The sequence below is a fragment of the Mesorhizobium onobrychidis genome, from assembly GCF_024707545.1.
GTDB lineage: Bacteria > Pseudomonadota > Alphaproteobacteria > Rhizobiales > Rhizobiaceae > Mesorhizobium > Mesorhizobium onobrychidis.
The window spans coordinates 4,530,901-4,554,958 of record NZ_CP062229.1; the positions used below are offsets into that span (position 1 = coordinate 4,530,901).

Annotated in this window: 33 protein-coding genes; 3 read left to right on the forward strand and 30 right to left on the reverse strand. The window is 61.5% G+C overall.

Going from position 1 to position 24,058, the window contains the following annotated elements; all coding sequences use genetic code 11:
* The first annotated feature begins 52 nt into the window (after positions 1-52).
* Complete coding sequence (locus tag IHQ72_RS22515; protein ID WP_095494897.1) at positions 53-391, forward strand: P-II family nitrogen regulator; 339 nt, start codon at positions 53-55, stop codon at positions 389-391.
* A 54-nt stretch (positions 392-445) separates the two neighbouring features.
* Positions 446-1,855 carry a type I glutamate--ammonia ligase gene (gene glnA / locus IHQ72_RS22520; protein WP_258117332.1) on the forward strand — a complete coding sequence of 470 codons (1,410 nt, stop codon included), beginning with the start codon at positions 446-448 and terminating at the stop codon, positions 1,853-1,855.
* A 152-nt stretch (positions 1,856-2,007) separates the two neighbouring features.
* On the opposite strand, the gene IHQ72_RS22525 is transcribed toward glnA, so the two are convergent.
* The gene (locus tag IHQ72_RS22525) at positions 2,008-3,048 is read right to left on the reverse strand and encodes a glutamine synthetase beta-grasp domain-containing protein (protein WP_258117333.1); all 1,041 of its coding nucleotides are present in this window, start codon (positions 3,046-3,048) and stop codon (positions 2,008-2,010) included.
* A gap of 317 nt (positions 3,049-3,365) precedes the next feature.
* On the opposite strand from IHQ72_RS22525, the gene IHQ72_RS22530 reads away from it, so the two are divergent.
* A complete protein-coding gene (locus IHQ72_RS22530; RefSeq protein WP_128345508.1) occupies positions 3,366-3,560 on the forward strand; it encodes a DUF2735 domain-containing protein in 195 nt (64 codons plus the stop codon).
* Between the two features lie 88 nt (positions 3,561-3,648).
* Here the strand turns inward: IHQ72_RS22530 and IHQ72_RS22535 are convergent, their stop codons facing one another.
* The 29 genes from IHQ72_RS22535 to rpsS form a co-directional block, all read right to left on the reverse strand.
* Positions 3,649-5,538 carry an MFS transporter gene (locus IHQ72_RS22535; protein WP_258117334.1) on the reverse strand — a complete coding sequence of 630 codons (1,890 nt, stop codon included), beginning with the start codon at positions 5,536-5,538 and terminating at the stop codon, positions 3,649-3,651.
* Between the two features lie 285 nt (positions 5,539-5,823).
* Positions 5,824-6,615 carry an ATP12 family chaperone protein gene (locus IHQ72_RS22540; protein WP_258117335.1) on the reverse strand — a complete coding sequence of 264 codons (792 nt, stop codon included), beginning with the start codon at positions 6,613-6,615 and terminating at the stop codon, positions 5,824-5,826.
* 11 nt (positions 6,616-6,626) lie between these two features.
* The gene (locus tag IHQ72_RS22545; protein WP_374120406.1) at positions 6,627-7,484 is read right to left on the reverse strand and encodes a DMT family transporter; all 858 of its coding nucleotides are present in this window, start codon (positions 7,482-7,484) and stop codon (positions 6,627-6,629) included.
* Between the two features lie 68 nt (positions 7,485-7,552).
* Positions 7,553-8,533, reverse strand: coding sequence for an RluA family pseudouridine synthase (locus tag IHQ72_RS22550; protein ID WP_258117338.1), 981 nt, complete (start codon positions 8,531-8,533; stop codon positions 7,553-7,555).
* Positions 8,534-8,665: 132 nt separating this feature from the next.
* Entirely contained in the window at positions 8,666-9,043 is a 378-nt protein-coding gene (gene crcB / locus IHQ72_RS22555; RefSeq protein WP_029352249.1) for a fluoride efflux transporter CrcB, read from the reverse strand.
* Positions 9,044-9,112: 69 nt separating this feature from the next.
* Entirely contained in the window at positions 9,113-10,423 is a 1,311-nt protein-coding gene (locus tag IHQ72_RS22560) for a replication-associated recombination protein A (RefSeq protein WP_258117339.1), read from the reverse strand.
* 51 nt (positions 10,424-10,474) lie between these two features.
* Positions 10,475-11,962, reverse strand: coding sequence for a Do family serine endopeptidase (locus IHQ72_RS22565; protein WP_258117340.1), 1,488 nt, complete (start codon positions 11,960-11,962; stop codon positions 10,475-10,477).
* A 191-nt stretch (positions 11,963-12,153) separates the two neighbouring features.
* Entirely contained in the window at positions 12,154-12,585 is a 432-nt protein-coding gene (rplQ, locus tag IHQ72_RS22570; RefSeq protein ID WP_023799277.1) for a 50S ribosomal protein L17, read from the reverse strand.
* A gap of 96 nt (positions 12,586-12,681) precedes the next feature.
* Positions 12,682-13,692 (reverse strand): DNA-directed RNA polymerase subunit alpha, encoded by a 1,011-nt coding sequence (locus IHQ72_RS22575; RefSeq protein WP_023799278.1) that lies wholly within the window; start codon positions 13,690-13,692, stop codon positions 12,682-12,684.
* A gap of 183 nt (positions 13,693-13,875) precedes the next feature.
* On the reverse strand, positions 13,876-14,265 hold the full coding sequence (gene rpsK, locus IHQ72_RS22580) for a 30S ribosomal protein S11 (protein ID WP_023799279.1): 390 nt from the start codon (positions 14,263-14,265) through the stop codon (positions 13,876-13,878).
* 157 nt (positions 14,266-14,422) lie between these two features.
* A complete protein-coding gene (gene rpsM / locus IHQ72_RS22585; RefSeq protein ID WP_029352234.1) occupies positions 14,423-14,791 on the reverse strand; it encodes a 30S ribosomal protein S13 in 369 nt (122 codons plus the stop codon).
* Between the two features lie 199 nt (positions 14,792-14,990).
* Positions 14,991-15,602 (reverse strand): adenylate kinase, encoded by a 612-nt coding sequence (locus IHQ72_RS22590; protein WP_258117352.1) that lies wholly within the window; start codon positions 15,600-15,602, stop codon positions 14,991-14,993.
* Positions 15,599-16,939 (reverse strand): preprotein translocase subunit SecY, encoded by a 1,341-nt coding sequence (gene secY / locus IHQ72_RS22595; RefSeq protein ID WP_095494912.1) that lies wholly within the window; start codon positions 16,937-16,939, stop codon positions 15,599-15,601. The genes IHQ72_RS22590 and secY overlap by 4 nt, the downstream gene beginning before the upstream one ends.
* A 193-nt stretch (positions 16,940-17,132) precedes the next feature.
* Positions 17,133-17,606 carry a 50S ribosomal protein L15 gene (gene rplO, locus IHQ72_RS22600; protein ID WP_258117353.1) on the reverse strand — a complete coding sequence of 158 codons (474 nt, stop codon included), beginning with the start codon at positions 17,604-17,606 and terminating at the stop codon, positions 17,133-17,135.
* Between the two features lie 22 nt (positions 17,607-17,628).
* A complete protein-coding gene (rpmD, locus tag IHQ72_RS22605) occupies positions 17,629-17,826 on the reverse strand; it encodes a 50S ribosomal protein L30 (protein ID WP_258117355.1) in 198 nt (65 codons plus the stop codon).
* 25 nt (positions 17,827-17,851) lie between these two features.
* A complete protein-coding gene (gene rpsE, locus IHQ72_RS22610; protein WP_006333394.1) occupies positions 17,852-18,415 on the reverse strand; it encodes a 30S ribosomal protein S5 in 564 nt (187 codons plus the stop codon).
* 155 nt (positions 18,416-18,570) lie between these two features.
* Positions 18,571-18,930: a 50S ribosomal protein L18 gene (rplR, locus tag IHQ72_RS22615; protein WP_029352225.1), complete on the reverse strand. Its 360-nt coding sequence runs from the start codon at positions 18,928-18,930 to the stop codon at positions 18,571-18,573.
* 85 nt (positions 18,931-19,015) lie between these two features.
* Positions 19,016-19,549, reverse strand: coding sequence for a 50S ribosomal protein L6 (gene rplF / locus IHQ72_RS22620; protein ID WP_023799285.1), 534 nt, complete (start codon positions 19,547-19,549; stop codon positions 19,016-19,018).
* A 112-nt stretch (positions 19,550-19,661) separates the two neighbouring features.
* On the reverse strand, positions 19,662-20,060 hold the full coding sequence (gene rpsH, locus IHQ72_RS22625) for a 30S ribosomal protein S8 (RefSeq protein WP_006205453.1): 399 nt from the start codon (positions 20,058-20,060) through the stop codon (positions 19,662-19,664).
* Positions 20,061-20,072: 12 nt separating this feature from the next.
* On the reverse strand, positions 20,073-20,378 hold the full coding sequence (gene rpsN / locus IHQ72_RS22630; protein ID WP_029352223.1) for a 30S ribosomal protein S14: 306 nt from the start codon (positions 20,376-20,378) through the stop codon (positions 20,073-20,075).
* Positions 20,379-20,405: 27 nt separating this feature from the next.
* A complete protein-coding gene (gene rplE, locus IHQ72_RS22635; RefSeq protein WP_023799287.1) occupies positions 20,406-20,984 on the reverse strand; it encodes a 50S ribosomal protein L5 in 579 nt (192 codons plus the stop codon).
* Positions 20,977-21,291 (reverse strand): 50S ribosomal protein L24, encoded by a 315-nt coding sequence (gene rplX, locus IHQ72_RS22640; protein WP_013531428.1) that lies wholly within the window; start codon positions 21,289-21,291, stop codon positions 20,977-20,979. Before rplX ends, rplE begins: the two co-directional genes overlap by 8 nt.
* Before the next feature lie 12 nt (positions 21,292-21,303).
* Positions 21,304-21,672, reverse strand: a complete 369-nt coding sequence (rplN, locus tag IHQ72_RS22645) for a 50S ribosomal protein L14 (RefSeq protein ID WP_006205457.1) — start codon at positions 21,670-21,672, stop codon at positions 21,304-21,306.
* A gap of 82 nt (positions 21,673-21,754) precedes the next feature.
* Positions 21,755-21,994, reverse strand: coding sequence for a 30S ribosomal protein S17 (gene rpsQ, locus IHQ72_RS22650; RefSeq protein WP_023799288.1), 240 nt, complete (start codon positions 21,992-21,994; stop codon positions 21,755-21,757).
* Positions 21,995-22,005: 11 nt separating this feature from the next.
* Complete coding sequence (gene rpmC, locus IHQ72_RS22655) at positions 22,006-22,206, reverse strand: 50S ribosomal protein L29 (RefSeq protein WP_006205459.1); 201 nt, start codon at positions 22,204-22,206, stop codon at positions 22,006-22,008.
* Between the two features lie 13 nt (positions 22,207-22,219).
* Positions 22,220-22,633, reverse strand: coding sequence for a 50S ribosomal protein L16 (gene rplP, locus IHQ72_RS22660; protein ID WP_023799290.1), 414 nt, complete (start codon positions 22,631-22,633; stop codon positions 22,220-22,222).
* 27 nt (positions 22,634-22,660) lie between these two features.
* Entirely contained in the window at positions 22,661-23,386 is a 726-nt protein-coding gene (gene rpsC, locus IHQ72_RS22665; protein WP_077377560.1) for a 30S ribosomal protein S3, read from the reverse strand.
* Positions 23,386-23,775: a 50S ribosomal protein L22 gene (rplV, locus tag IHQ72_RS22670; RefSeq protein WP_023799292.1), complete on the reverse strand. Its 390-nt coding sequence runs from the start codon at positions 23,773-23,775 to the stop codon at positions 23,386-23,388. Before rplV ends, rpsC begins: the two co-directional genes overlap by 1 nt.
* Positions 23,776-23,777: 2 nt before the next feature.
* On the reverse strand, positions 23,778-24,056 hold the full coding sequence (rpsS, locus tag IHQ72_RS22675) for a 30S ribosomal protein S19 (protein ID WP_006205463.1): 279 nt from the start codon (positions 24,054-24,056) through the stop codon (positions 23,778-23,780).
* Positions 24,057-24,058: the final 2 nt, after the last annotated feature.

The following is a 24,058-nucleotide window of genomic DNA, read 5'->3' on the forward strand; positions in this document are numbered from 1 at the left end:
GCGCAAGCGGGGCTCACAACCCGTCTTTTTGGCAGTGGAGGCCACTTTTTACATGAAAAAGATCGAAGCGATCATCAAGCCGTTCAAGCTAGACGAAGTGAAGGAAGCGCTTCAGGAGGCCGGGCTGCAAGGCATCACAGTTACGGAGGCCAAGGGTTTTGGCCGCCAGAAGGGCCATACCGAACTCTATCGCGGCGCTGAATATGTCGTGGATTTTCTGCCCAAGGTGAAAATCGAGGTCGTGCTCGGCGACGAGGCGGTCGAAGGCGCGATCGAAGCTATCCGCAAGGCGGCCCAGACCGGCCGCATCGGCGACGGCAAGATCTTCGTCTCCAACATCGAGGAAGTGGTGCGCATCCGCACCGGCGAAACAGGGATGGACGCGGTCTGAGCTTTCTGATTTCAGATCATCTCCTCGAAACGTCATCAGACAGGGATACATGACATGACGACAGCCAAAGACATCATGAAGCAGATCAAGGACAACGACGTGAAGTTCGTTGATCTGCGCTTCACCGATCCGAAGGGCAAGCTTCAGCACGTGACGATGGATGTCGTCGAGGTCGAGGAAGACATGTTTGCCGACGGCGTCATGTTCGATGGGTCCTCCATCGCCGGCTGGAAGGCGATCAACGAGTCCGACATGGTGCTGATGCCCGATACCGAGACGGTGCATATGGACCCGTTCTTCGCGCAGTCGACCATGGTCATCCTGTGCGACATCCTCGACCCGATCTCCGGAGAATCCTACAACCGCGACCCGCGCGGCACCGCCAAGAAGGCCGAAGCCTATATGAAGGCGGAAGGCATCGGCGATCAGATCTTCGTCGGCCCGGAAGCCGAGTTCTTCGTGTTCGATGACGTCAAGTACAAGGCCGACCCGTACAACACCGGCTTCAAGCTCGACTCCACCGAATTGCCGTCCAACGACGACACCGATTATGAGACCGGCAATCTCGGCCACCGTCCGCGCATCAAGGGCGGCTATTTCCCGGTGCCGCCGATCGACTCGGCGCAGGACATGCGCTCGGAGATGCTGACCGTGCTCGCCGAAATGGGCGTGCGCGTCGAAAAGCATCACCACGAAGTGGCCGCTGCCCAGCACGAACTCGGCATCAAGTTCGACACGCTGGTCCGCAACGCCGACAAGATGCTGATCTACAAGTATGTCGTGCATCAGGTCGCCAATGCCTACGGCAAGACGGCCACCTTCATGCCGAAGCCGGTCTTCGGCGACAACGGCTCGGGCATGCACGTCCACCAGTCGATCTGGAAGGGCGGCAAGCCGACCTTCGCCGGCAATGAATATGCCGGCCTCTCGGAGAGCTGCCTGTTTTACATCGGCGGCATCATCAAGCACGCCAAGGCCATCAACGCGTTCACCAACCCGCTGACCAACTCCTACAAGCGCCTGGTGCCGGGCTATGAAGCGCCGGTGCTGCTCGCCTATTCGGCCCGCAACCGCTCTGCCTCCTGCCGCATTCCATTCGGCTCGTCGCCGAAGGCCAAGCGCGTCGAGGTCCGCTTCCCCGATCCGGGCGCGAACCCCTACCTCGCCTTTGCCGCCATGCTTATGGCCGGCCTCGACGGCATCAAGAACAAGATCCATCCCGGCCAGCCGATGGACAAGGATCTCTACGACTTGCCGCCGAAGGAACTGAAGAAGATCCCGACCGTGTGCGGCTCGCTGCGCGAGGCGCTGCAGAGCCTCGACAAGGATCGCGGCTTCCTGAAGGCCGGCGGCGTGTTCGACGACGACCAGATCGACAGCTATATCGAGCTCAAGATGGCCGAAGTGATGCGCTTCGAAATGACCCCGCATCCGGTCGAGTACGACATGTATTATTCGATCTGAGCGGATCGGCTAAGGGACAAACAAAAACCCCGCCGGAGCGATCCGGCGGGGTTTTTTTGTTTGGGATGGAGAACACTCAATCCTGGAAAAACGCCGACGCGACGAGGAGCAGTCACGGCGCAGACACTCAAGTCCGCACCGTGACTACATGTTCAAGCGGCAGCCGAAACCTCGGCGCTGGTCGGGACTGAGGCGATCGTCTTCAGGATCTGCGAGGCGATCTGGTAGGGGTCGCCCTGCGAGTTCGGGCGGCGATCCTCGAGATAACCCTTGTAGCCGTTGCTGATGAAGGAATGCGGCACGCGGATCGAGGCGCCGCGGTCGGCAATGCCATAGCTGAACCTGTTCCACGGCGCGGTCTCATGCTTGCCGGTCAAACGCTTGTCGTTGTCCGGCCCGTAGACGGCGATGTGGTCCATCAGGTTCTTGTCGAAGGCGGCCATCAGCGCCTCGAAATAGGCCTTGCCGCCGACCTCGCGCATGTGGGCGGTCGAGAAATTGGCGTGCATGCCGGAACCGTTCCAGTCGGTGTCGCCGAGCGGCTTGCAGTGGTATTCGATGTCGATGCCGTATTTCTCGGTGAGGCGCTGCATCAGGTAGCGGGCCATCCACATCTGGTCGGCGGCCTTCTTGGAGCCTTTGCCGAAGATCTGGAATTCCCACTGGCCCTTGGCCACCTCGGCGTTGATGCCTTCATGGTTGATGCCAGCGGCAAGGCAGAGGTCGAGATGCTCCTCGACGATCTGCCTGGCGACGCTGCCGACATTGCTGTAGCCGACGCCGGTGTAGTATGGGCCTTGCGGCGCAGGGTAACCGCTCTCGGGGAAGCCGAGCGGGCGGCCGTCCTTGTAGAAGAAATACTCCTGCTCGAAACCGAACCAGGCGCCCTCGTCGTCGAGGATGGTGGCGCGCTTGTTGGATGCATGCGGCGTCACGCCGTCCGGCATCATGACTTCGCACATGACGAGTACGCCATTGGTGCGCGCGGGATCCGGATAAATGGCGACCGGCTTCAGCACGCAGTCGGACGAGTGGCCTTCGGCCTGCATGGTCGAAGAACCGTCGAAGCCCCACAGCGGAAGCTGGTCGAGCGTCGGGAACTCGGCATATTCCTTGATCTGCGTCTTTCCACGAAGGTTGGGAACCGGGGTGTATCCATCGAGCCAAATGTACTCGAGCTTGTATTTCGTCATTCTAGCCTCTCGTTGCTTTGATCACCGAACCTTGAACGGCGCCGGCATGCCAGCCACCCTGCAGCCGACCTGCCGGATTATTAAAAAGCAATTCGTGTGCCATTCTCGCCGGCAAAGAATGCGGCAGAATTGACGTTGCATCCCGACAAATTCGTTGTGCCGTTACCGCAATGCGTCTGGATCAGTCACAAGCATGTTTCGCACAAATAATAGGCAACTACTGATCTTTTCGTAATCATGTTGCCTAACTCGATTGCAGAACCTATCTTGGGGAAAGATTGAATCGGCAAGGTTCTGCAGAAGAAGGGAGACCGACAATGGAAATCACTTCCACCCGCCAGTCGGCCAAAATCCTGATGTTCCCGGTGGCAGCGCGTGCTTCTGCCTCAAATTTAAGCGGAAAGGCTAAGTTCGCGGCAGAGCTTGCTTCATTGCGCAACCGTACGGATTTCGGAAGCGGCTGGTATCACGAGGCGGCCATCGAGGAAGAAAAACAGGACCGGAAGAGCTAAGCCTTTCCTTCCGCATCGCTTTTGACGAATTGAAAAGCCCGGCGCGATCACTCGCGCCGGGCTTTGCATTTTTGCTGTCAGGCCAGGATCAGGTCTTGGCGTGCAAGTTGGTTCCCAGCGTATCCCTGACGAAGATCATACCAATGATCAGCGACATCGCCGCGATCACCACCGGATACCAGAGGCCGTAATAGATATCGCCCTTGTAGGCGCTGAGCGCGAACACCGTTGCTGGCAGCAGGCCCCCGAACCAGCCATTGCCGATGTGATAGGGCAACGACATGCCGGTATAGCGGATGCGTGTCGGGAACATCTCGACCAAGATCGCGGCGATCGGTCCGTAGACCATGGTCACGTAAAGGACCAGGACGAAAAGGATGCCGATGACCTTTGCCCAGCTGACCTGTTCAGGGTCGGCAAACATCGCAAAGGCGCCTGCTCCCGGGACATTGTAGACGGTGATCTCGGGTGCTCCCGCCGCTGCCTCATCGGCCGTCAGCAGCTTGTCCTTGATCGCCTGGTCGGCCGCAACCGTCGTCTTGTCGCCGGCGCGGATTGCGGCGGCGTCGAGCTTCAGTTCCGGATTGGCCGCGACGAAGGCGTCAAGCTTCTGGTCGGCGACCTTGGCCGCAGCACGCTTGAGCGGATAGCCGCCGTCCTGCAATGCAATGTTGATTGCCTTCTTGAACGCGGCGTCGCTTGAAGCTGCCTTGTCTGCGGCTGCCACGGCATCATAGGACGTCACCGTTTCGTTGCCGATCTTGACACTGGCCGCGGTCCCCGCTGCCGCTGTCGTGACAATGTCATAGGGGACGGAGCTCTTGGCAAGGAAATCCGTCGCGATGTCACACGACGTGAGAGGCTTGCGCGTTCCAGTTGGATTGAACTGGAACTTGCAGTCGCCAGGCGCAGCGGTAATCGTGGCACGGGTGTTTTGCTGCGCGGTGGCGAGCGCCGGGTTGGCTGCCCAGGTCAGCGCCTTGAACAGCGGGAAGGTCGTGACGATCGCCAGCGCCAGGCCCGCCATGATGATCGGCTTGCGGCCAATCTTGTCGGAGAGCCAGCCGAACACGACGAAGAATATCGTGCCGAGCGCCAGTGCGATGGCGATCATGATGTTGACCGACTGGCCGTCAACCTTGAGCACGTTCTGCAGGAAGAACAGCGCATAGAATTGGCCATTGTACCAGACCACGGCCTGGCCGGCGGTAAGGCCGAGAAGCGCCAGAATGGCGATCTTGGCATTTTTCCATTGGCCGAACGCTTCCGTCAGCGGCGCCTTGGAACCCTTACCTTCGTCCTTCATCCGCTGGAATGTCGGCGATTCGGCAAGGGACAGGCGAATCCAGACCGAAATGCCCAGCAGGATCGCTGAAACCAGGAACGGAATGCGCCAGCCCCACTCCGCGAAGTCTTCCTTGCTCAGCGAATTCTGCACGGTCAGGATGACGATCAGCGACAGGAACAGGCCGAGCGTGGCTGTCGTCTGGATCCACGACGTGTAGAAGCCACGACGGTCGTCGGGTGCGTGCTCGGCGACGTAGGTCGCGGCACCGCCATACTCGCCACCGAGCGCCAGGCCTTGCAGCATGCGCAGCGCGACCAGGATGATCGGCGCCGCGATGCCCCAACTGGCTGCGCCAGGAAGTATGCCGACCAGGAAGGTCGACAGGCCCATGATCATGATGGTGACGAGAAAGGTGTATTTGCGGCCGACGAGATCGCCGATGCGGCCGAACACCAGCGCACCGAACGGGCGCACGAGGAAGCCTGCGGCGAAAGCCAGCAGCGTGAAGATGTTGCGCGTTGTTTCCGGATATTGCGTGAAGAACGCAGCGCCGATCGCGGCCGCCAAGGTGCCGTAGAGATAAAAATCATACCATTCGAAAACGGTGCCGAGTGAGGAAGCGAAGATGACTTTCTTCTCTTCCCGCGTCATGCCGCGGCTTGCTCTGCCGGCGGTCGCTGCCATTACCATGAATTCTTCCTCCCGTGATTTCTCGCTGTGCTTGATGCTGCGCCGTGTCGTGCCTCTGGACACGAACTCGGCCAGCTATCGCCGCGAGAAATGACAGAAAGCACCGCCCTGAGGCAGCCCGCCTTTGGGATTATGACTTTGGTCCAATGCATCGGCCCGAAGATCGGAATCGATCTTCGGAAAGCACGATGCATAGATTCAAAGTGTTAGTGCGTACTTTGTGCGTCCAACTTGAGCAAGTTGGTCTAATGTGCAACGCGAAACGAATGCGGGCGGCGATTGCCGTCAGCCCTTGAGCGCCTCGACAAGGCCGACCGCCGCCAAGAAATCGCGCTTGCGGGCCGAGCCGCGGGCGACAGCCTCCGCGTCATGGCCCCATTGCTCGGCCTGCCAGTCCTCGTCGACATGGCCGGCAGTCCAGGCGGCGTCGCCGTCGATCTCGCCGAACTCGACGGCCAGCGCCAGCAGAGCCGATCCTGTCAGCGACGTCATGACGTGGATGGCCGCCAGTCGTAGCGGGTCGGCACGCTGGGCAAGATGAACCCCGAGCACCGCGATGCTCTCGCGCGGCTGCTCGACATGGATCACCCCTTCGGCGAGGTGAAACCGGGCGCCAAGCGCGCTTCGCGCCCAGTCGATGATGGGATCCCAATGTTCGTTCTGCCGGTCGACCAGCCCTTGTGGGGCATCGGCGCGATAGCAGAGCAGGTCGGACGAGGCGAAGCGCAGGATGTCCTCCAGCACCGCCTGCGGGTCGCTGGCGACGCCATCGATGGCCGTATTGACCAAACGCATGACCGGCATTGTCACCGGGTCGATGATCTCACCTTGCGCGGCGAACTCGTCGGCGACCAGAGCGGCCGCTTTTTCGGTCGGCAGCACCAGCAGCGCCTTGCCCGGCGTGCGAACCGGCTTGCCATCGAGATGAATGGCAAAACCATTTTCGGCCGGTGCGACCGAGACGGCTTTGTAGAAGCGTTTCGGCAGGTGCGTCTTCATCTGGATTTGGGCACGGCGTACCGGATCCGGATCGGAGAGCTGCTTTCCCGCTTCGAGGTCGTTGAGAATATCGCGCATGCCGGAGCCTTTCATCCGGGGATCTGTTTTCGGGCCGGCCGATTCACAATGATCAGACCGGCTGCGATGAGGCCGAGTGCCAGGAAAATACGAATGGTCAGCGGCTCGTTCAAGAAGATGGCGCCGCACAGCACGCCGAACACCGGCGACAGGAAGGTGAAGCTCGACAGGCCCGATGCCGGATAGCGCCGCAGCAGCCAGAACCACAGCACATAGGTGAAGGCAACGATGTAGACCGCCTGGAAAAGCAGCGCCAAGGTCGGCAAAGCGGCGAAGTTGCGGACGGGCGGCCCGGCGAAAGGCAGCACCAATGCGCCTACCATCGCAGCGCCGGCCAATTGGTAGAGCAGCAATTTCTCGGCGCTCGTTTCCGCCAATTTCGTCCGCTTGATGACGATGTAGGTCAAGGCCCACAGAATGCCGGCGCCAAGACTGAGCAGATCACCGGTCAGTGTCGCACCATTATCGGCGCTCAACTGGTCGGAGAACACCGCGACCAATCCAGCGAATGCGAGCAGAAGTCCGACGAGCCGGCGCGCGGTGATGCGTTCGTCCAGCAGGAAATGCCCGCCGACCAGTACCCAGAACGGCATGGTGTTGACCAGCAAGGTGTTGCGCGCGACGGTCGTCTGTTCGAGCCCGACATAGAGAAACAGGAACTCAAGACCAAAAAGGGCGCCTGCCAGAATGCCGGCGACAAGCGTTCCGTCGCGGGTAAAAAGCACAATACCGCGCCAGCGGCACCAGGCGAGAACGCACAGCCCGCCAATGATCGACCGCGCAATCGACAGGAAAACGGGATCATAGCCGGCATAGGAGATTTTGGCGGCGACGTAGTTCAGCCCCCAGGAAAACGTCAGTCCGACCATGATGGCGGCGGCCGCTATGTCGACTCTGTCGCGGCGGTCGAGTGTATCGCTGGCGATACCCACTGGACCTAGTCCTCCGCGCTGGCGTCGTCGAAGCCGATCAGGTTCCAGCTCTGGCGCATATGCGGCGGCATCGGTGCGGTGACGTCGATAAGACCCTTGTCGGGATGCGGGATGACGATGCGGCGCGCGTGCAGGTGCAAGCGGTTCTGCATGCCGCCGGGAAAATCCCAATTGGTGTCGGCCTCGAAATATTTGGGGTCGCCGATGATCGGGCAGCCGATGTGAGCGGCATGGACGCGAAGCTGGTGGGTGCGGCCGGTATAGGGTTCCATCTCCAGCCAGGATAGGGTTTGCGCCGCCTGTTCGATGATCCGGTAATAGGACACCGCGTGGTCGGCGCCCTTTTCGCCATGCTTGGCGACGCGCACGCGGTCGCCGTCGGGCGTCGGCTCCTTGATCAGCCAGGTCGAGATCTTGTCCTCACGCTTCGGCGGCACGCCCTTGACCAGCGCCCAGTAGGTCTTCTTAGTTTCACGCGCCCGGAAGGCCTCGGCAAGCTTCATGGCGGCGAGCCTGGTGCGGGCGACGACGAGCACGCCTGACGTGTCGCGGTCGAGCCGATGCACCAGACGTGGTTTCTCGCCCTTCTGGTTGCGCCAGGCTTCCAGCATGTCGTCGACATTGCGGGTGACGCCCGAACCGCCCTGAACGGCGAGGCCTGCAGGCTTGTTGAAGACGAAGACTTTCGGATCTTCATGGATCAGCATCTTGGCCAGAACGTCAGCGTCGCCCTGGTTGCGGATCGAGTGACCGGTGAGCGGGCTCTCGCCCTTCTTGTCCACTTCGAGGGGTGGGATGCGAACCGTCTGGCCCGGCTCGACGCGGGTATCAGCCTTCACCCTGCCACCATCGACACGGATCTGGCCGGAGCGCAGCAGCTTTTGCAGATGGCCGAAGCCAAGACCCGGAAAATGGGTCTTGAACCAGCGATCGAGCCGCATACCCGCCTCGCCGGCCTCCACCGTGATCTGTTCAACGCCTGCCATTGTCTCGTTTTACCCGTTTCTAGCGCATGACCTGAAATCGATTTTCGGAAGGGTCATGCGCAAAATCAAAATGCTACAGCGTCCTTTGCGCGTCCTAAGGGACACGCGGCGATGTAAGCGGGGGCAATAGCATTAAGGCAGGCTTCTTGCGAGCCAAAGGCCCAGAAACAGGGCAATGATCGCGCCAATGAGGCTGGCAAGGGCATATCCGAACGCCGGCAGCGTCGCGCCACGCTCCCACAGCGTCGCGAAATCGAGCGAAAAGGCGGAGAAGGTGGTGAAGCCGCCGAGGATGCCGGTGGCGACAAACAGCCGAAGCTCGTTCGATCCGCCGTAGCGCCGCGCCAGGGTCGTGATGAACAGACCCATGGCAAAGGAGCCGACAATGTTGATCGCCATCGTACCCCAGGGAAAACTCGGGCCGACAAGACGCAGCGCGACGAAATTGGCGACGTGGCGCAGCCCGGCACCAATAGCGCCGCCTGCGGCAACGAGGAGGAGATTAATCATCGCCGTTTACTGCCCTTACAGGGCACTCCCGGTCAATCCCTGCCGCGTGAGCGGGAAAATTGCGCGAGCCTACTTTTGCCGCTCGCCGCGCAGCTTCGCCCAATAGTCGAGCCGTTTCCTGATATCACGCTCGAAACCGCGCTCCGGCGGATCATAGAATGTGCGGCGGCCCATCTTTTCCGGAAAATAATCCTGTCCGGAAAAAGCGTCCGGCTCGTCGTGGTCGTAACGGTAGCCGGCGCCGTAATCTTCTTCTTTCATCAGCTTGGTCGGCGCGTTGAGGATGTGTTTGGGCGGCAGCAGCGAGCCGAACTCCTTCGCCGCCTGTGTGGCGGCCTTGAAGGCTGTGTAGACGGCGTTGGATTTGGGTGCGCTGGCGAGATAGACGGTGGCCTCGGCGAAGGCGAGCTCGCCCTCTGGCGAGCCCAGATAGTCGTAGGCGTCCTTGGCGGCATTGGCGATGACCAGCGCCTGCGGGTCGGCCAGCCCGATATCCTCCATCGCCATGCGCACCAGGCGGCGGCCGAGATAGAGCGGATCTTCGCCGGCGTCGAACATGCGGGCGAGATAATAGAGGGCGGCATCCGGATCGGAGCCGCGCACCGATTTGTGCAGCGCCGAGATCAGATTGTAGTGGCCATCCTGGCCCTTGTCGTAAATCGGTGCGCGGCGCTGGACGATGCGCTGCAGGCCCTCGGCGCCGAACACCTCGCCTGACTTGGCGGCGCGCCAGACCTCCTCGGCCAGCGTCAGCGCCGCGCGGCCATCGCCATCGCTCATGCGGACGAGCATCGCCCTCGCCTCGTCGTCGAGCGGCAGCGCCCTGCCCTCGGTTTCCTCGGCACGTGCCAGCAGCTTGGCGATGCTGTCCTCACCAAGCGAATGGAAGACCAGCACGCGCGCGCGGGACAGAAGCGCCGCGTTCAGCTCGAAGGACGGGTTCTCGGTGGTGGCGCCAACCAGCACGACGGTGCCGTCTTCCATGACAGGCAGAAAACTGTCCTGCTGGGCGCGGTTGAAGCGATGGATCTCGTCGACGAAGAGCAGCGTCTGACGGCCATTGGAGCGGCGCAGCTTCGCCGCCTCGAACACTTTCTTCAGGTCGGCGACACCGGAAAACACCGCCGATATCTGTTGGAAGGCAAGGCTGGTTTCGCCGGCAAGCAGCCGCGCGACCGTGGTCTTGCCCGTCCCGGGCGGCCCCCAGAAGATCATCGAGCCGAGCGAGCCGGAGCCGATCAGCCGCGTCAGTGCGCCGTCGGGCCCGGTCAGATGCTCCTGGCCAACGACCTCGTCGAGGTTCTTCGGGCGCAGCCGGTCGGCCAGCGGCCTGCCGGGCGGCGCCTTTTCCGGTTCATCGACACTGAACAGATCGGCCATGCACTTCGTTTCGTTGGAGCGCGATCTCGTCCGAAGGATCGACGCTCGGGCTCAGTAACGCAACACCTGGCGCAGTATCTGCCCGCCGCGCTCGACGGTAAAGCGCCACCAGCGCGTCTCTTCCATGGCTGCCTGTTCCAGGGTCGCGGCGGTATCGATGGTCAAGCCATTGACCTCGCGAACGATGTCGCCCGGCTGGAAGCCGAAATCGGCTGCTGGCGAACCGCGATTGATGTCGACCACCGTAACACCCTTGACATCCGTGCGCATGCCGAGCCGCTGGGCGAGCCGGGGCGACAGTTCCGCAACCTTGGCACCGGAAAACGGGCTGCGACCGCGCAGTGTCACTTCCGCGAGTTTTGCACCTTCCGGCGCGCGCGTCAGCGCGATATCCATCGTCGCTTGCTGGCCCTTGCTCAGGACGCCGAAGCTGGCATTGGTGCCGATCGACAGCGTCGCCATCCGGTAATCCAGCGCCTCGATACTCTCGACCGGCGTGCCATTGAGCGACAGCACGACGTCGCCGGCCTTGAGCCCCGCCGCGGCCGCTGGCCCTGCTTCTTCGACGGACGAGACCAGCGCGCCGGTCGAGGTCTCCATGCCGAGCGATTCGGCGATCTGCGGCGTCACGCGCTCGAATTCGGCGCCGATATAGGGCCGCTCGAAGAAGTCGCGCCCGGCCTTGGCCGCATCGGCAAACGCGCGAACCATGTTGGAGGGAATAGCAAAGCCGATGCCGATCGAGCCGCCGCTGCGGCTGTAGATCGCCGTGTTGATGCCTACCAGTTGGCCACCCATGTTGATCAGCGCACCGCCGGAATTGCCGGGGTTGATCGCGGCGTCGGTCTGGATAAAGAAACTGGAATCGGAAACGCCGATGTGGCTGCGGGCAAGCGCCGAAACGATGCCGCTGGTGGTGGTCTGGCCGACACCGAAGGGATTGCCGATGGCCAACAACAGGTCGCCAACCTCAAGCGCGTCGGAATCGCCGATGGCGACGACCGGAAATGGCTTGTCGGCGGAGATCTTGAGCACGGCGAGGTCAAGCGTCTCGTCCTTGAGCAGCACCTTGCTGTCGAATTCACGCCCGTCCGCGGTGGCGACCTTGACCTGATCGGCGTCCTTGATGAGGTGGAAATTGGTGACCACTATGCCTGTCGGATCGACCAGCACGCCGGAGCCGAGCGAGGACTGCGCACGCGGCTGCGAACGGCCGAAGAACTCTTCGAAGAAAGGATCGCCGTCGAAGGGCGACCTCAACTTGGCCGTTTGCGAAGCATAGACATTGACCACGGCTGGCGCGGTCTGCTTGACCAGCGGCGCGAAGGACAGTTGCACCTCCTCGCGGCCGAACGGCACGCGCTTGTCTGGACCGGAGGTGGCATTTTCGCCTTCGGCGCCGCGCAGCATGTCGGTCAGCACATCGGACAGACCTGGATCGGCCTTGGTGTCCTGAGCCAGCGCCTGCCTGGCCGCCGGCACGACTGCCAGCGCCATCAAGGCGCAGAGTAGAACAAGAGACAGCCGTTTTACGCGCATTCCGAATCCTCCGGGTCGGGCGCCATTGTCCCGACGATTGTGCAAAATGAAAGGCTAAGGTGATGAAATCGAATTATTCTCGAGGAAAAGACATGAGATGAGTCAAGAAAATCGCCGCAATGCTCCGTACCGCCTCCAGAATGCACAAAAGGGCCCGCAGGCCCTTTTAACTCTTTCAAGCAAACCGAAGCTTATGCGGCTGCGGCCTCCTCGTCGGTGCCTTCTGCCTCGATGCGGGCACGGTCGCCGGCGCCCTTGGCCGAGGTGTCGCGATCGACGAACTCGATGACCGCCATGGCGGCATTGTCGCCGTGGCGGAAGCCCGCCTTCATGATGCGCAGATAGCCGCCGTTGCGGGTGGCGTAGCGCGGCGCGATCGTGTCGAACAGGCGCTTGACGACGCCTTCATTGCCGATCTGGGCAATCACCTGGCGGCGGGCATGCAGATCGCCGCGCTTGCCGAGCGTCACCAGCTTCTCGACGATCGGACGCAGATCCTTCGCCTTCGGCAAGGTGGTGAGGATCTGCTCATGCTCGATGAGCGATACGGCAAGGTTGGCAAACATCGACTTGCGATGGCTTATGCTGCGGGCGAACCGGCGGCCTTTAAATCCGTGGCGCATGGCTCTTCTCCTTCATTCCGGGTTCAAGAGGCCACAGCCTCTGTTGGTTAGCCGCATGATCTTGTCCGAAAAGTCTGCAACTTTTCGGGATCAAGCTTAGTATTGATCTTCGTAACGCTTGGCGAGGTCTTCGATGTTTTCCGGCGGCCAATCCGGCACTTCCATGCCGAGGTGCAGGCCCATCGCCGCCAGGACTTCCTTGATCTCGTTCAGCGATTTGCGGCCGAAGTTCGGGGTGCGCAGCATCTCGGCTTCGGTCTTCTGGATCAGGTCGCCGATATAGACGATGTTGTCGTTCTTCAGGCAGTTGGCCGAACGCACCGAAAGCTCGAGCTCGTCGACCTTCTTAAGCAGCGCCGGGTTGAAGGCAAGCTCTGTCACCTGCTCGGCAGCGACTTCCTTCTGCGGCTCGTCGAAATTGACGAACAGGCCAAGCTGGTCCTGCAGGATGCGAGCGGCGAAAGCCACCGCGTCCTCGCCCGAGATCGAACCGTCGGTGTCAATCGTCATGGTCAGCTTGTCATAGTCGAGAACCTGGCCCTCACGGGTGTTCTCGACCTTGTAGGAAACCTTCTTGACCGGTGAGTAGAGGCTGTCGACCGGGATGAGGCCGATCGGGGCGTCTTCGGCGCGATTGCGGTCGGCCGGCACATAGCCCTTGCCGGTATCGACGGTGAACTCCATGCGGATTTCAGCGCCCTCGTCCAGCGTGCAGATGACGTGGTCGGGATTGAGGATCTCAACGTCGCCAACCGTCTGGATGTCGCCGGCGAGAACAGCGCCCGGTCCCTGCTTGCGCACGACCATGCGCTTGGGGCCGTCACCTTCCATGCGGATGGCGATTTCCTTGATGTTCAAAACGATGTCGGTCACGTCCTCGCGCACGCCGGCGATGGACGAGAATTCATGCAGAACGCCGTCGATCTGCACGGCGGTCACAGCCGCGCCACGCAGCGAAGACAGAAGCACGCGACGCAGCGCATTGCCGAGGGTGAGACCAAAGCCGCGCTCGAGCGGCTCGGCGACCAGCGTGGTCAGCGTCTTCTTCTTCGACGAAAACTCGATCTTGTTCGGCTTGATCAGTTCCTGCCAATTTTTCTGGATCATAGTGCTTTCCTTCCGTTGACCCGCCACCATCCAATCGTGGCGGGCGACCTGGAATGCCGTGGAGGAACGCTCCTGGGCGTTCGCGCGGCGTTCGGTAATTTCCTAAAGCGCGTAGCGCTTTAGATCTCTGTTTTTATGCATGTCGTTGCCCCAAAACCGCTGCGCACTTTTGGGCGACAAGCATTAGACGCGGCGCTTCTTGCGCGGGCGGCAGCCATTGTGCGGGATCGGCGTCACATCACGGATCGAGGTGATGGTGAAGCCGGCTGCCTGCAGCGCACGCAGCGCCGATTCACGACCGGAGCCGGGTCCGCAAACCTCGACCTCGAGCATGCGCATGCCGTGTTCCTGGGCCTTCTTGGCAACGTCCTCGGCAGCCATCTGGGCAGCAAACGGGGTCGACTTGCGAGACCCCTTGAAGCCCTGGGCTCCCGCCGACGACCAGGCAATCGAATTGCCCTGCGCGTCGGTGATGGTGATCATCGTGTTGTTGAAGGTCGAGTTGACGTGGGCAACGCCCGACGAAATATTCTTGCGTTCGCGACGGCGAACACGTGTGGCTTCCTTGGCCATGATGGTCCTTTCAGTTGATCTCTACACCGCCGTAATGCCAGCGGCTCCACCTGGTAAGGGAGTAGGGGAATATGGCAGTAGGGGAGTATGTCTTGGCCGCGGACGCCCGCGCCGTATTACATACTGCCCTACTGCCCTACTCCCATATTCCCCTAAATTACTTCTTCTTGCCGGCGATCGACTTGGCCGGGCCCTTGCGGGTGCGCGCATTGGTATGCGTGCGCTGGCCGCGAACCGGCAGCGAGCGGCGATGACGCAGGCCGCGATAGCAGCCGAGGTCCATGAGCCGCTTGATGTTCATCGACACTTCGCGGCGCAAATCGCCCTCGACCTGATAGTCGCGGTCGATCGTCTCGCGGATCTGCAGCACTTCCGCGTCGGTCAGCTGGTTGACGCGGCGCTCGGCCGGGATGCCGACCTTGTCGACGATCTCCTGGGCGAAGTTCTTGCCAATGCCGTGAATGTACTGAAGCGCAATGACGACGCGCTTGTTGGTCGGAATGTTGACGCCGGCTATACGAGCCATGTTCTTCTCTTCTCCATGTGGGCCGGACAAGCCGGCGCTATCAAAGTTGCCCCGCGTCCGGTGGAGGCCGGCCCATGCGGGAGTTTCCAGTTCAAAGTGGCTGCCTTGCCCTTGCGGGCAAGCAAGCCTCGTGCCTGATAGGAAGACGGGCCGCCATACCCCAGCGAACCGCTCCCGTCAAGCGCAATCGTTCAATTCTCTAGCTGGCCGCCTGGCCAACCTGCTGGGTCGTCGCCGTGAGCACCATTTCGATCTGTCGCGTCACCGCGTCGATGTCGGCCATGCCGTCGACACCCCTCAGCTTGCCCTTGGCATAGTAGTAGCCGATCAGCGGCGACGTTTTCTTATAGTACTCCTTCAGGCGCTCTTCGAACACCGCTGGATTGTCGTCCTTGCGTACCGGCAGACCCGCGGCCTTGGCCTCTTCGGCGCGCTTGCCGATTCGACCAACCAGCGCCTTGTCGTCAACGACAAGCTCAATGACAGCGTCGAGAGTGAGGCCACGATCCGAGAGCATCGATTCAACCGCGTCCGCCTGCACCAAGGTTCGCGGATATCCGTCAAGGATGAAACCCTTTGCGCAATCGGCCTGATCGATGCGCTCGGCCACGATGGCGTTGACGATGGCGTCGGAAACCAGTTCGCCAGCATCCATCACCGCCTTGGCGCGCTTGCCGACTTCGGTGCCGGCCTGGACAGCAGCGCGCAGCATATCCCCCGTGGAGAGTTGGGGTATGCCGTATTTTTCTACCAGTCTTTGTGCTTGTGTCCCCTTGCCCGCCCCTGGCGGCCCAAGCAATATCAACCTCATCTGGCCTTCTTCCCCCCGCGCAGCTTCGACTTCTTGATCAGGCCCTCATACTGGTGCGCGATCAGGTGACCCTGAATCTGCGCCACCGTATCGAGCGTTACACTGACCACGATCAGAAGCGATGTGCCACCGAGGTAGAATGGTACGCCAGTCGCTGAAATCAGGAACTCGGGCAGCAGACACACCAGCACCAGATAGATGGCGCCGACGACGGTGATGCGGGTGAGAACATAGTCGATGTAATCGGCGGTGCGCTCGCCCGGACGGTAGCCCGGAATGAAACCCGAATGCTTCTTGAGCTGGTCGGCGGTGTCCTTCGGGTTGAAGACGATCGCCGTATAGAAGAAGGCGAAAAACACGATCATCGCCGCATAGAACGCCATGTAGAGCGGCTGGCCATGGCCGAGTGCCGCCAGGACGGTGCTGGCCCAGGCAGGCATGTTGGTCGTCTGCGAGAAGCCTGCGACCGTCGCCGGCAGCAACAGCAGCGAAGAGGCGAAGATCGGCGGAATGACGCCGGCCGTGTTGAGCTTGAGAGGCAGGTGCGAGGTGTCGCCCTGGAACATGCGGTTGCCGACCTGGCGCTTCGGATACTGGATCAGCAAGCGCCGCTGGGCGCGCTCGAAGAACACGATCAGCGCGATAACGACGACGGCAAGAACGATGATCGCCAGGATCAGACCGGTCGACAGCGCGCCGGTGCGGCCAAGTTCCAGCGTACCGGAGATGGCTTGCGGCAGCCCGGCGACGATGCCGGAAAAGATGATCAGCGAAATGCCGTTGCCGATGCCGCGGGCGGTGATCTGCTCGCCGAGCCACATCAGGAACATGGTGCCGCCGACCAGCGTGATGACGGTCGAGATGCGGAAGAACATGCCGGGATCGCTGACGATGCCGTTGCCGCCTTCCAGTCCGACCGCAATGCCGTAGGCCTGGACCAGTGCCAAAAGCACGGTGCCGTAGCGGGTATACTGGTTGATGACCTTGCGGCCCTGCTCGCCTTCCTTCTTCAGCGCCTCCAGAGACGGGATGACAGAGGTCATCAGCTGCATGATGATGGAAGCGGAGATATAGGGCATGATGCCGAGGGCAAAGATCGCCATGCGCTCCACGGCGCCGCCGGCGAACATGTTGAACATGCCAAGCACGCCCTTGCTCTGCGACGAGAAGGCCTGGGCGAAAGCGTCGGGATTGATGCCGGGCAGCGGGATATAGGTGCCGAGGCGGTAGACGAGCAGCGCGCCGATGGTGAACCAGATGCGCTTCTTCAGATCCTCCGCCTTGGCGAAGGCCGAGAAATTCAGATTCGAGGCTAGTTGTTCAGCAGCCGAAGCCATGCCTGATTCTCCGCTTGGTCACGCTCGATGGCCCGCAACTCAGGCGGCGCGTGTCACCGAAGCTCACGAGATAAGCTCCGGACTGCAAACATGCAAGCGGCCGCGTTGACGCGGCCGCCATATTGATCGGATCAAAGCGCAAATCGAAAGCGAAACGTGTCCCACTCTTGCCGATCGCGGCTTCAAATCGCCGTTACTCGGCGGCTGCCTGTTCCGGCAGCTTCACCGAACCGCCGGCCTTTTCGATCTTCTCGATGGCAGCCTTGGAGGCGCCGGCCACGTCGAAGGCGAGCTTGGCCTTGATGTCGCCGTCCGAGAGGATGCGCACGCCGTCCTTGACGCGGCGGATGACGCCGGCCGCGACCAGCGCTTCGGCCGTCACGGTCGTCTTGGCGTCGAGCTTCTTGGCGTCGAGCGCGGCCTGGATGCGGGCCAGCGACACGACGGCAAAGCTCTTGGCGAAGATGTTGTTGAAGCCACGCTTCGGCAGGCGCCGGTAGAGCGGCATCTGGCCACCCTCGAAGCCGTTGACGGCGACGCCGGAGCGGGCCTTCTGGCCCTTGACGCCGCGACCAGCGGTCTTGCCCGAGCCGGAACCGATGCCGCGGCCGAGACGCTTCTTAGAATGCGTCGCGCCGTCCTTGTCACGCAGATCGTTGAGTTTCATCTGAGTTCTCCTGCGCTCTGGTTCAGCCCTCGTCCACGACGCGGACGAGATGCTGGACGGCAGCGATCATGCCGCGCACGGAGGGGGTGTCCTCCAGCGTGCGCTGCTTGTGCATCTTGTTGAGGCCGAGGCCGACCAGCGTCGCGCGCTGCTCCTTCGGCCGGCGGATCGGTGAACCGATCTGCTCGACGGTGATGGTCTTGGTTGATTTCTTGGCCATGGTCAAAATCCCTGGTCAGCGTCGACTATTCTTCGGCCGCAACGGCGGTGCCGCGGCGGGCCTGAAGGGTCGAATACTTGATGCCGCGCGCAGCAGCCACATCCTTGGGATGCATCTGGCTCTTCAGCGCGTCGAAGGTGGCGCGAACCATGTTGTACGGGTTCGACGAACCCATCGACTTGGCGACCACGTCATGCATGCCGAGCGTCTCGAAGACGGCGCGCATCGGGCCGCCGGCGATGATGCCGGTACCCTGCTTGGCAGCGCGCAGCAGAACGCGTCCGGCACCCCAGCGTCCTTCGACGTCGTGGTGCAGCGTACGGCCCGAGCGCAGCGGCACGAAGATCATGTCGCGCTTGGCCGATTCGGTCGCCTTGCGGATCGCCTCAGGCACTTCGCGCGCCTTGCCATGACCGAAGCCGACTCGGCCCTTCTGGTCGCCGACGACGACGAGTGCTGCAAAGCCGAAGCGGCGGCCGCCCTTGACGACCTTGGCGACGCGGTTGATGTGGACGAGCTTGTCCACCATGCCGTCGTCGCGCTCTTCGCGATCACGGCCGCGGCCGCCATCCCTACGTTCCTGTGCCATATCCTGTTCCTTGTTTTTTTCCGGAAGCACGGTTGATGATGATATCCGGCACCTCTGTGGGTTGCCGGGGGCGAAACTCATTTTTCCCTTCGCATGATCTTATCCGAAAAGTCTGCAACTTTTTGCTGCGCTGACCTCCGGTTCGGGATCATGCTTTAGAAGCTCAAGCCACCTTCACGGGCGGCCTCGGCCAGCGCCTTGACGCGGCCGTGATAGATGTACGGTCCGCGGTCGAAGACGACTTCCTTGACGCCGGCCTTCGAAGCGCGCTCGGCGATCAGCTTGCCGATTGCCACAGCGGCGGCAGTGTCTGCACCGGTCTTGAGCGAACCCTTGAGGTCCTTCTCCAGCGTCGAGGCGGCAGCGATGGTGTGGCCCTTGGCGTCGTCGATCACCTGGACGTAGATGTTCTTCGACGTGCGGTGGACCGACAGACGCGGACGCTCGCCCGCGACTTTCTTGATCTGGCGGCGGACGCGCTGAGCGCGGCGTTGTGTGGATTCTTTCGAGCCCATGATATCAGTTCCTTGCCTTCAAAATACGGGGGCAACCCTGTGCGGTAGGACAAGCCTCCCGCGACCGCTCCCCGCGGCGTTGAAATTACTTCTTCTTGCCTTCCTTGCGGACGATCTTCTCGCCAGCGTAACGGACGCCCTTGCCCTTGTACGGCTCGGGACCGCGATATTCGCGGATCTCGGCAGCAACCTGACCGACCTTCTGCTTGTCGATGCCGGTCACGGTGATTTCCGTCGGCTTCGGCACGGTGATCGTGATGTCCTGCGGCGTTTCGTAGACGACGTCATGGCTGAAGCCGAGCGCCAGTTGCAGGTTCTTGCCCTGCATGGCGGCGCGATAGCCGACGCCGGTGATCTCAAGCTTCTTTTCGAAACCGTCCTTGACGCCCTGCAGGATGTTGACGATCTGCGTGCGCGACATGCCCCATTTGGAACGGGCGGTCTTGGTCTGGTCGCGTGGCTGGACAGCGATCTCGCTGCCTTCCATCTTGACCAGCACTTCGTCGTTCACCACGAACTTCAGCTCACCCTTGGGGCCCTTCGCCGTGACGGTCTGGCCGTCGACGGTCGCGGTCACGCCCTGCGGCAGCGAAACGGGTTTCTTTCCAATACGAGACATTTTGTTGTCCTCGTCACTTCTCTTGTTTCAGGTCTCTGTTTCGAGCGTGATCTTGTCCGAAAGCCGGGTTCCACTTTTCACTGCGTGGTTCGGTTCGGGATCGCGCTCCAGATCAGAAGATCTGGCAGAGGATTTCCCCGCCGACATTCTGTTCACGCGCTTCGTGGTCGGCCATCACGCCCTTCGGTGTCGAAAGGATGGCGATGCCGAGGCCGTTGGCGACGTGCGGGATCGACTTCGCCGAAACGTAAACGCGACGGCCCGGCTTCGAGACGCGGGCGATTTCGCGCACGACCGGCGCACCGTCGAAATACTTCAGCTCGATCTCGATTTCGGACTTGCCGTTGTCGAAGTCGGTCTGGCTGTAGTCGCGGATATAGCCTTCCGCCTTCAGCACGTCGAGGACGCGGGTACGCAGGCGCGAGGCCGGCGTCGAAACGCTCGACTTCTTGCGGCCATAGGCATTGCGGATGCGGGTCAGCATATCGCCGAGAGGATCGCTCAATGACATGTTATGTCCTCCTTACCAGCTCGACTTGACCAGGCCCGGGATCTGGCCATTGTTGCCGAGATCCCGAAGCGCGATGCGCGATACTTTGAGCTTGCGATAGTAGGCACGCGGGCGTCCGGTGACTTCGCAGCGGTTGCGGATGCGGATCTTGGCCGAGTTGCGCGGCAGTGCCGCAAGCTTCAGCTGAGCGCGGAAGCGCTCTTCCATCGGCTTGGACTGATCCATGATGATCGCCTTGAGAGCCTTACGCTTGGCAGCGTACTGGTCCACAAGCTTGCGGCGCCTGTTGTTCTTCTCGACTGAGCTGGTCTTTGCCATTTCAGATTTTTCCTTTTCTCGCTGCCGTTACTGGCGGAAGGGGAAGTTGAAGGCCTTGAGCAATGCCCTGGCTTCGTCGTCCGTCTTCGCAGTCGTACAAACGATGACGTCCATGCCCCAGATCTGATCAACCTTGTCGTAGTTGATCTCCGGGAACACGATGTGTTCCTTGATGCCCATGGCATAGTTGCCACGGCCATCGAAGCTCTTCGGATTGAGCCCGCGGAAGTCGCGGACGCGCGGCAGCGCGATGTTCACGAGGCGGTCGAGGAACTCGTACATGCGTTCCTTGCGCAGCGTGACTTTGGCGCCGATCGGCATCTTTTCGCGGACCTTGAAGCCGGCGATCGAGTTGCGGGCGTGCGTGACGACGGCCTTCTGGCCGGCGATCAGCGCAAGATCTTCCGCCGCGATCGAAGGCTTCTTCGAATCGCCGGTCGCTTCGCCGACGCCCATGTTCAGCACGATCTTGTCGATGCGCGGAACCTGCATCTCGTTCTCGTAGCCGAACTGCTCCTGCAGCGCCTTGCGGATGGTCTCGTTGTAGACCTGCTTGAGGCGCGGCGTGTTCTGGGCAGTCGCCTGCTTGGTTTGAGCCTTAGCCATTGATGACTTCTCCCGAGCGCTTGGCGACGCGCACCTTCTTGCCGTCCTTCTGGAAGATGAAACCGACGCGGGTCGGCTTGCCATCCTTGGGGTCGGCCAGCGCGATGTTCGACAGCTGGATCGGCGCTTCCTTGGTGATGATCCCGCCCTCTTGGGACTGGGACTGCTTCTGGTGACGACGGATCATGTTGACGCCGCGCACCAGCGCGGTGTCTTCCTTCGGCTGTACCGAGAGGACTTCGCCCGAACGGCCCTTGTCCTTGCCGGCCAGCACGACGACCTTGTCGCCTTTTCTAATCTTCTGCATTGGTCCGGCTCCTTACAGCACTTCAGGCGCGAGCGAGATGATCTTCATGTGGTTCTTGGCGCGGAGTTCGCGCGGAACCGGTCCGAAGATACGCGTGCCGATCGGCTCTTTCTTGTTGTCGACGAGAACGGCTGCGTTCTTGTCGAAACGGATCACGCTGCCGTCCGGACGGCGGATGTCCTTGGCCGTGCGAACCACGACCGCCTTCATCACATCGCCCTTCTTGACGCGGCCGCGCGGGATGGCTTCCTTGATCGACACCACGATGATGTCGCCCACGGAAGCGTATTTCCGCTTCGAGCCGCCCAGCACCTTGATGCACATGACACGACGGGCGCCGGAATTATCCGCGACGTCGAGGTTTGTTTGCATCTGAATCATGACTGGCCGCCTTCTTCTCTTCTAACGGGACGGGTTCTTCACCCTTCCCCGGTCTGTCCAAAATTCGTTTCGTTCGCCCTGATCAGGCCTGGTCCGAAGACACTACGGTCCAGCGCTTGTCCTTGGAAATCGGCTTCGATTCCTGGATGAACACCTGATCGCCGACCTTGTGGGCGTTGTTCTCGTCGTGCGCCTTGTACTTCTTGGTCATGCGCACGGTCTTCTTCATCACGGGATGCGTGAAGCGCCGTTCGACCTTGACGACAACCGTCTTCTCGTTTTTGTCGCTGACGACGGTGCCCTGCAGAATGCGCTTTGGCATGGTTTTCGTCCTTAAGCCTTCTTGGCCGCGGACTTTTCCGCAGCGATGGTCTTGATACGCGCAATGTCCTTGCGGACCTGCCTCACGCGCGCGGTCTTCTCGAGCTGGCCGGTGGCCTTCTGGAAGCGCAGGTTGAACTGCTCCTTCTTCAGGCTGGCCAGGTCGTCGGTCAGCTGGTCCTGGGTCTTGGTCCGGATGTCTTCGGCTTTCATGATCAACCCGTCCTTATTCTGCAATGCGCTGTACGAAGCGCGTCCTGACCGAGAGCTTGGCCGCGCCGAGACGCAGCGCCTCACGGGCGGTTTCCTCATTGACGCCGTCGATCTCGAACATGATGCGGCCGGGCTTGACGCGCGCCGCCCAGTAATCGACCGCGCCCTTGCCCTTGCCCATGCGGACTTCGGTCGGCTTCGAGGTCACCGGCACGTCCGGGAAGATACGGATCCAGACGCGGCCGGCGCGCTTCATCTCGCGGGTGATCGCGCGGCGGGCCGCCTCGATCTCGCGCGCGGTGACGCGGTTCGGCTCAAGCGCCTTCAGCCCGAAACCGCCGAAATCCAGATTGGTGCCACCCTTGGCGGCACCGTGGATACGACCCTTGAACTGCTTGCGGAACTTTGTGCGCTTTGGCTGCAGCATCGTTCTAACTCCAAATTCTCAACTGTCTCAGGCGTTTTCGCGACGGCGACCGCGTTCGCGCTCACCACCACCGCCATGCGCATGATCGCCCTCGGTGGCGCGGCGCTCCGAAGCCATCGGGTCGTGCTCGAGGATTTCGCCCTTGAACACCCAGACCTTGACGCCGCAGATGCCGTAGGCGGTGTGCGCTTCGGCCGTGCCGTAGTCGACGTCGGCGCGCAGCGTATGCAGCGGCACGCGACCTTCGCGGTACCATTCCATGCGCGCGATCTCGGCGCCGCCGAGACGGCCGGCGCAGTTGATGCGGATGCCTTCGGCACCGAGGCGCATGGCCGACTGCACGGCGCGCTTCATGGCGCGGCGGAACGCGATGCGGCGCTCGAGCTGCTGGGCGATCGACTGGGCGACCAGCGTCGCGTCGATCTCGGGCTTTCGCACTTCGACGATGTTCAAATGCGTCTCGGACTTCGTCATCTCCATCAGCTTCTTGCGAAGCTTCTCGATGTCGGCGCCCTTCTTGCCGATGATCAGGCCCGGACGCGCCGCATGGATGGTGACGCGGCACTTCTTGTGCGGACGCTCGATCACGACCTTTGAAATCGCGGCCTGCTTGAGTTCCTTCTCAAGATACTTGCGGATCTTGATGTCCTCATGCAGCAGCTTGCCGTACTCGCCGGTGTTGGCGAACCAGCGCGAATCCCAGGTGCGGTTGATGCCGAGACGCAGACCGATCGGATTGATTTTCTGGCCCATTATGCGGCCTCCACTTTTTCTTCGACTTCACGAACGACGATCGTGAGGTGCGAGAACGGCTTCTCGATACGGCTGGCGCGGCCACGGCCACGGGCATGGAACCGCTTCATGACGATCGACTTGCCGACATAGGCTTCCGCCACGATCAGCGCATCGACGTCGAGGTCGTGGTTGTTTTCCGCGTTGGCGATCGCCGATTCCAGCGTCTTCTTGACCGTGCCGGAAATCCGCTTGGCCGAGAATTCGAGATCGGAAAGCGCTGTCGCGACCTTCTTGCCGCGGATCAGCGCGGCAACCAGGTTCAGCTTCTGCGGGCTGATACGGATCGTGCGCAACACGGCGCGCGCTTCGTTATCAGCAAGCCTGCGCGGAGCTTTGGCCTTGCCCATGATTATTTCCTCTTCGCCTTCTTATCCGCGCCATGACCGTAATAGGTCCGGGTCGGAGCGAATTCACCGAACTTGTGGCCGACCATGTCCTCGTTCACCGAAACGGGAACGTGCTTCTGGCCGTTGTAGACACCAAAGGTGAAGCCGACGAACTGCGGCAGGATGGTGGAGCGACGGCTCCACATCTTGATCACCTCATTGCGACCACCTTCACGAACCTTGTCCACCTTCTTGAGAAGGTAGCCGTCGATGAAGGGGCCTTTCCAAATCGAACGAGTCACTT